Origin of the sequence: Stenotrophomonas sp. (genome assembly GCF_031995405.1) — a bacterium.
Lineage (GTDB): Bacteria > Pseudomonadota > Gammaproteobacteria > Xanthomonadales > Xanthomonadaceae > Stenotrophomonas.
The window spans coordinates 1-6,208 of the sequence record NZ_DAMAGC010000177.1 but is presented as its reverse complement, the minus strand read 5'-3'; the positions used below and the strand labels follow the sequence as shown (position 1 = coordinate 6,208).

At 64.7% G+C, this 6,208-nt stretch carries 6 protein-coding genes; 2 read left to right on the top strand and 4 right to left on the bottom strand.

The window, feature by feature from the left end; genetic code table 11:
* Positions 1-266: 266 nt before the first annotated feature.
* Positions 267-3,068, bottom strand: coding sequence for a TonB-dependent receptor (locus tag RTO53_RS19130; protein WP_312239262.1), 2,802 nt, complete (start codon positions 3,066-3,068; stop codon positions 267-269).
* A 204-nt stretch (positions 3,069-3,272) separates the two neighbouring features.
* Here RTO53_RS19130 and apbC point away from each other — a divergent pair, with 204 nt between their 5' ends.
* Positions 3,273-4,130, top strand: coding sequence for an iron-sulfur cluster carrier protein ApbC (gene apbC, locus RTO53_RS19125; protein ID WP_312239261.1), 858 nt, complete (start codon positions 3,273-3,275; stop codon positions 4,128-4,130).
* A 177-nt stretch (positions 4,131-4,307) separates the two neighbouring features.
* On the top strand, positions 4,308-4,880 hold the full coding sequence (gene dcd, locus RTO53_RS19120) for a dCTP deaminase (protein WP_088433273.1): 573 nt from the start codon (positions 4,308-4,310) through the stop codon (positions 4,878-4,880).
* A gap of 232 nt (positions 4,881-5,112) precedes the next feature.
* Here dcd and RTO53_RS19115 read toward each other — a convergent pair whose 3' ends face one another.
* The 3 genes from RTO53_RS19115 to RTO53_RS19105 form a co-directional block, all read right to left on the bottom strand.
* Positions 5,113-5,280: a DUF5668 domain-containing protein gene (locus tag RTO53_RS19115; RefSeq protein WP_312239260.1), complete on the bottom strand. Its 168-nt coding sequence runs from the start codon at positions 5,278-5,280 to the stop codon at positions 5,113-5,115.
* Positions 5,281-5,295: 15 nt separating this feature from the next.
* Positions 5,296-5,718, bottom strand: a complete 423-nt coding sequence (locus tag RTO53_RS19110) for an HIT family protein (protein WP_312239259.1) — start codon at positions 5,716-5,718, stop codon at positions 5,296-5,298.
* The coding region (locus RTO53_RS19105; RefSeq protein ID WP_312239258.1) for a dienelactone hydrolase family protein at positions 5,715-6,208 on the bottom strand (494 nt) is incomplete at its 5' end. The genes RTO53_RS19105 and RTO53_RS19110, both read right to left, overlap by 4 nt.

Below are 6,208 nucleotides of genomic sequence, written 5' to 3'. Positions count from 1 at the left end.
GCGGCAAGTAGGCCGAAGCAAGGCTTTTCTGATGCTGGTCGGTGGGTCGGCCGTTGGGCGCCCATGCCCTTGGAGGCGAAATAAAGGAGGAGGCCGCAGGCCGGGGGACATTCGCCGGAAAGGGCATGGGCGCCCAGCGGCCGGCCCACCGACCGCCGCGCCGGAAAGACTCAGGGCGCGCCTTGTACTTGCCCCGCATACGGGCGAAGACCCAAAAAAAAGACCCCGCCGAAGCGGGGTCTTTTCATCCTGCATGAGCCCGGCGATTACTTGCCGAAGTCGTACTTCATCTGCGCATACACGGCGCGACCGTACACGCTGTAGAAGCTGCTGTTGTACGGCGTACCCGAGGTGCCCGGGTAGCTGTAGGCCTGGCCTTCAGGCATCTTGTTGAAGACGTTGTTGACCATCAGCGACAGGGTCAGGTCGTCCTGGGCACGGTAGTTCACGCTCAGGTTGTAGGTGGTGTACGAGCCCCACTTGCCTGCGGCCTTGCCCGATGCGGCATGGACGTAGTCATAGCCATTCAGGCCGGCCAGGTAGTTCGGCGTCTTGCCGACGTAGTTGGCGTAGGCCGTAGTGGTGAACTTGCCCAGCGACCAGGCCACGGCGGCATCGCTGCGCACCTTGGCATAGTTGTCGTAGTTCCACATCGCGATCGGATTGCCCAGCAGGTCCTGGAAGTCTTCGCCCGGCTCGGACTGCACTTCACGCTTGAGCATGTTGGTGTAGTTGCCGGAGAACTGCAGCGCACCGAAACGGCCGATGTCCTGCAGGTACTTGAAGCCGACGGTCACCGCCTGCAGGTTCTGGCGCGCGACATTCATCTTCGGCGTGTACAGGCTGCTCAGGTTGCCGGCGGCATCGCGCACGACCCAGTCGGCCACGTTCTGGCAGGTGGCCGAAGCGGCGTTGGGCAGGCTGTTGCGGCAGTAGTACTCGGCCAGCAGCAGCTGGTCGGTGCTGGCCGTATCGACCTCGTTCTCGATCTTCCAGTTGTAGTAGTCGGCCGAGATCGACAGGTTCGCCATCGGTGCCCACACCAGGCCGGCGTTCCACACATCGGCGGTGATCGGCTCCAGGTCCGGGTTGCCGGCACGCTCGGAGTACACCGAGACGCTGTTGTCGTAACGGCAGTCGGCGGTGTTGCCCGGCGCATAGCCCAACTGGCCGCAACGGTAGTAATCGGTCGAGTTGTTGGCGTAGTAGCCGCTGGTGCCCTGGAAGGCATCGGACAGGGTCGGCGCGCGGAAGGCGGTGCCGTACTTGCCGCGGACCAGCAGGCTCTGCAGCGGACGGTATTCCAGGCCCAGGCTGTAGGTGGCCTTGTCGACGGTGTTGTCGGCGATCTTGAAGGCGTCATAGCGACCGGAAGCGGTCACGGTCAGCTGCTCCAGCACCGGCATGCGCAGTTCGGAGGTCACCGCGTAGTTGCTGCGGTGGCCATTGCCGGCCACGGCCGACGAACCCCAGGCCTGGCCATCCAGCACGCGCTGGTCGGGCGAGTAGTCCCAGCCTTCGCTGCCGCCTTCGACGACCACCGCGAAACCGGCGTCGCCGCCCGGCAGTGCGAACAACGCGCCGTTGGTGACCTGCGCGCGGGCCAGGTTCTGCCAGGTGCGGCTGCGGTTGTGCGCGTAGCCGGTGAAGCTGGCGAAATCTTCCGGCGAGATCGCCGAGTAGAACGCGCCCCAGTTCGGGTTGTAGATGTCCCAGCCGTCTTCGTTGGTGCCCAGGCTCGGGCCCAGCACGTGCTCGGCGAAGTAGTTGTTGATCGGGTCCTGCCAGCGCATGAACTTGTTTTCGGTGAGCTTGTACTCACCGCGGGTGAAGCTGGCGCTGTAGTCCCAGTTGCCGGCTGCGCCCTTGGCGCCCAGGGTCACCTGGTAGGAGCGGCTTTCATCGCTGTTGAGCACGTCCTTGTAGCCCTGGCCACCGATGTCTTCCGGGGCGAACGCGCGCTGCAGGTTGACCACCTTGCCCGAGGACTGGTCGTAGAAACCGCCCATCGTGCTCTTGGTGCCCCACCACAGGTAGTTCGAGCCGGAGGTGTACTCGGTCTTTTCCTTGCTGTAGAGCAGGTCGGCGAACAGCTGCAGGTTGTCGTTGACGTCGAAGGTCAGCGCCGAATAGAACTGGCCGCTGTCCTTGCCGTTCTTCAGGGTCTTGTAGCCGGCGCCATACACCGAGCCGCAGGACTGGCCCGACGCGCGGGTGCCCATCACGGTGGTGCCACCGAACTGGCCGGCGACGCTGGCGCAGTTGCTCGGGTCCATCATGTACAGGCGGTTGGTTTCGGCATCGATGACGGCGAAATCATTGCCCGGCACCTGCACGGTGTAGCCGTTGGCATTGGTGGTGCGGGTCAGGTCACGCTGGTAGCCCCAGATCGGGTTGCTCGATTCGATCTGCACGTTGACCAGTGCGTTGAAGCGATCATCGAAGGCGCTGAAACCGTGCGCGGCACTGATGCGCACGTTGTTGCCACCGCCTTCGGTGTAGGTGCCGCCACGGACGGTGACGGTGCCACCTTCCATGCGTTCCTTGAGGATGATGTTGACCACGCCGGCGATGGCGTCCGAGCCGTACAGCGACGACTGGCCGCCCGGCAGGACTTCAATGCGCTCGACGATGTCGATCGGGATGCCGCTGATGTTGTTGAACGTATCGCCGCCGTTGTACAGCGCCGGATAGGACATCATCGGGCGGCCGTTGATCAGGTACTTGGTGTAGCCCGGATTCAGGCCGAACATGCCGGCAGCTTCGGCGCCCTGGGTGAACGAGGCGGAGGTCTGGCCGCCCTGCAGGCCACCGGTGGTGAGCGAGGACTGCTGGAGCACCTCGGCCACGCTGGTGAAGCCGCGGGTCTGGATGTCCTCGGCGGTGATGGACATCACCGGGGTCTGGGTTTCGAGATCCGTCTGCGGAATCAGCGAGCCGGTGACGGTGACCTTGTCGAGCGTCGTGGCCTTTTCCTGAGCCATGGCCGGTGCGGCTGCGGAGGCGATCAGGGCGGAGAACAGTGCAGCGGCGAGCGTGTTGCGGCGTGCGGTAGAGCGATAGTTCATCAATAGTCCAGAGTGCAGAAACGAAAAAGCACCAACGCCAAATTCCCTCCCGTGCTTCACGGAGAATGCTGAACGTAGTGCCAATCGAACCTAACATGAACTTAACGGAAATTGCATGTTTTACTAGCGATTGTGAATTCCAGTCAGCATTGGTCAAGGTTGTATGATGTCTGGCTCCCCATGCGTTTTCCTCGGAGTCATGCAGTGAGCAGCAGCCAGTCGCGTCGCCCGCACGCCAGCCAGGTGCAGAAGGGTCTCAGCCCGCATCCGCGCATCCGCAACGTGATCGCGGTCGGCTCGGGCAAGGGCGGGGTGGGCAAGTCCACCACGGCGGTGAACCTGGCGGTGGCACTGGCCAGCCTCGGCGCGCGCGTAGGCCTGCTGGATGCCGACATCTACGGCCCCAGCGTGCCGGCGATGCTGGGCCTGAGCGGGCGCCCGGAGAGTCCGGACAACAAGTCGATCGAGCCGATGCGCGCGTTCGGCGTGGAGACCATGTCGATCGGCTACCTGATCGAGGACGAGACGCCGATGATCTGGCGCGGCCCGATGGCCACCTCGGCGATGACGCAGTTCTTCAACGACACCCTGTGGGACGACCTGGACTACCTGCTGATCGATCTGCCGCCGGGCACCGGCGACATCCAGCTGACCCTCACCCAGAAGATTCCGCTGGCGGGCGCGGTGATCGTGACCACGCCGCAGGACATCGCCACGCTGGATGCCAGGAAGGCGCTGAAGATGTTCGAGAAGGTGGAGGTGCCGGTACTGGGCATCGTGGAGAACATGGCCGTGCACACCTGCAGCAACTGCGGCCAGGTCGAGCATCTGTTCGGCGAGGGCGGCGGTGAGCGCATGGCCGCGCAGTACGGGGTGCCGTTGCTGGGCTCGCTGCCGCTGGAAATCGGCATCCGCGAGCAGGGGGATGCCGGCACGCCGATCACCGCTGCCGCACCGGCATCGCTGGCCGCCCAGGCCTACCTGCAGGCCGCACAGCGGCTGATCGAGGAAGTGGCCAAGCGTCCACGCGCGAGCATCCCGATCCTGTCCTCGCTGATCTGAGTCTTTGCCGCCGCGATCGCGTTGGCACGGCACACGGCCCGGCACTGCCGGGCCTTGTCGCATCCGGGCCAGGGCATCGCGCTGCAGTCGCCGCTGGTCGCGGCCCGGGCGGCTGTTTAGAATCGTGGCCAGGGCGCCCGTTGGCGGTGCCGTTCCTTATCGCACCCAGGACCCCCCATGAGCATCAAGAGTGACCGCTGGATCCGTCAGATGGCCGAGCAGCAGGGCATGATCGAGCCGTTCGAAGCCGGCCAGGTCAAGCAGGCCAATGGCCAGCGCATCGTCAGTTACGGCACCTCCAGCTACGGCTACGACGTGCGCTGCTCGCGCGAGTTCAAGGTGTTCACCAACATCAACTCCACCATCGTGGATCCGAAACACTTCGATCCGGGCAGCTTCGTGGACATCGTCGGCGACGAGTGCATCATTCCGCCGAACAGTTTTGCACTGGCGCGCACGGTGGAATACTTCCGTATTCCGCGCGACACGCTGGTGGTATGCCTGGGCAAGAGCACCTACGCGCGCTGCGGGATCATCGTCAACGTGACCCCGCTGGAGCCGGAGTGGGAAGGTCACGTCACCCTGGAATTCAGCAACACCACGCCACTGCCGGCGCGCATCTACGCCAACGAGGGCGTGGCGCAGATGCTGTTTTTCCAGGCGGACAAGGACGACATCTGCGAGACCTCCTACAAGGATCGCGGCGGCAAGTACCAGGGCCAGACCGGCGTCACCCTGCCGCGCACCTGATGACCACGCGGGTGGGGCGCGGCGCACCGGATCAATCCCCGGGCGTGCTGCCGCGTCCGGGCCTGGTAGAGCCGACCGTGGGTCGGCTGTCTCTGCGGTTACCGTTACCCATCAATGGTGGCGACTACAAAAAAAGCGCGGCGTACGCCGCGCTTTTTTGTGGCCTGGTCCGGAGTGCGGCCGGGTAACCGGACGATAAGCAGACCAGAAAGCAGCGGACCAACGGTCCGCTCTACTTGCCGCGACCGAACAGCAACCCGATGCCGACCGCCACCAGGATCACCGGCCACCAGGTCAGGACCAGGCGTCCGAGGTTCATGTTGGTCCACCCCAGGTTGCTGGCCAGCAGGAACAGGCCGACGAGGATCAGGACGATGGCAGCGACGAGGTTGGAACGCATCAGGGGCAGGGTCCGTTAGGGCTGGGGCGAATATCCTAGCCGTTCCTTCCACACCGCGACACGTTGCGACAGCACCTCGGGATCGTATCGGTGCGCCTGACCCTGGCCCCAGACCGGTCCCGGCCAGGCCGGATCGCCGACGTGGCGGCCGATCACGTGGAAATGCAGCTGGCGCACGATGTTGCCCAGCGCCCCGATATTGATCTTCTCCACGCCGTCGGTGCCCTTGAGCGCTTTGCACGCCCGGTTCAACTCCGTGCGCAGCTTGTCCTGCTGATCGCCATCCAGATCGATCCACTCGGTGATGCCGGCCAGCCGAGGCACCAGGATCAACCACGGATACCGCTCGTCGTTCATCAACCGCACTTGCGACAACGGCCCTTCTGCTACCAGTACGCTATCGGTGGCCAGGCGTGAATCCAGTTCGAACTCGCTCATCCAAGATGCTCCGCTAAGAAGTCCAGGGTGCGTTCCAGCGCCAGGGCGGCGCTGTCTGGATCATACGCATGTCCGACGCTGCGGTTGAAGCCGTGGTCGGCCGGGTACACGAACGTGGGCATCTGCGGCAGCTTCTGGCGGTGGGCGGCGACCGCCTCGGGCGGAATGCTCTTGTCCTGCGCGCCAAAGTGGAACATCACCGGCGCCTTCGGCGCTTCGTCGAGGAACTGCACGTTGCGCGCCCCGTAGTAGCTGACCGACGGCAGCCCCAGTCGCAGCGCCGAAAGCAGGGCGATGCTGCCGCCCCAGCAATAGCCCACGGTGCCGACTTTGCCGGCCGGTGCCAGCCGGGACGCGGCGGCGCGGACGATCTCCAGCGCCTTCTCCACCCCCAGCGCATTGACCCGCTCCAGCCCCTGCTTCACTCCCTCCGTGTCGTAGGGCAGGGCGTCCGGATCGGCGTCCACCCCGTCGATGAGATCGAAGAACG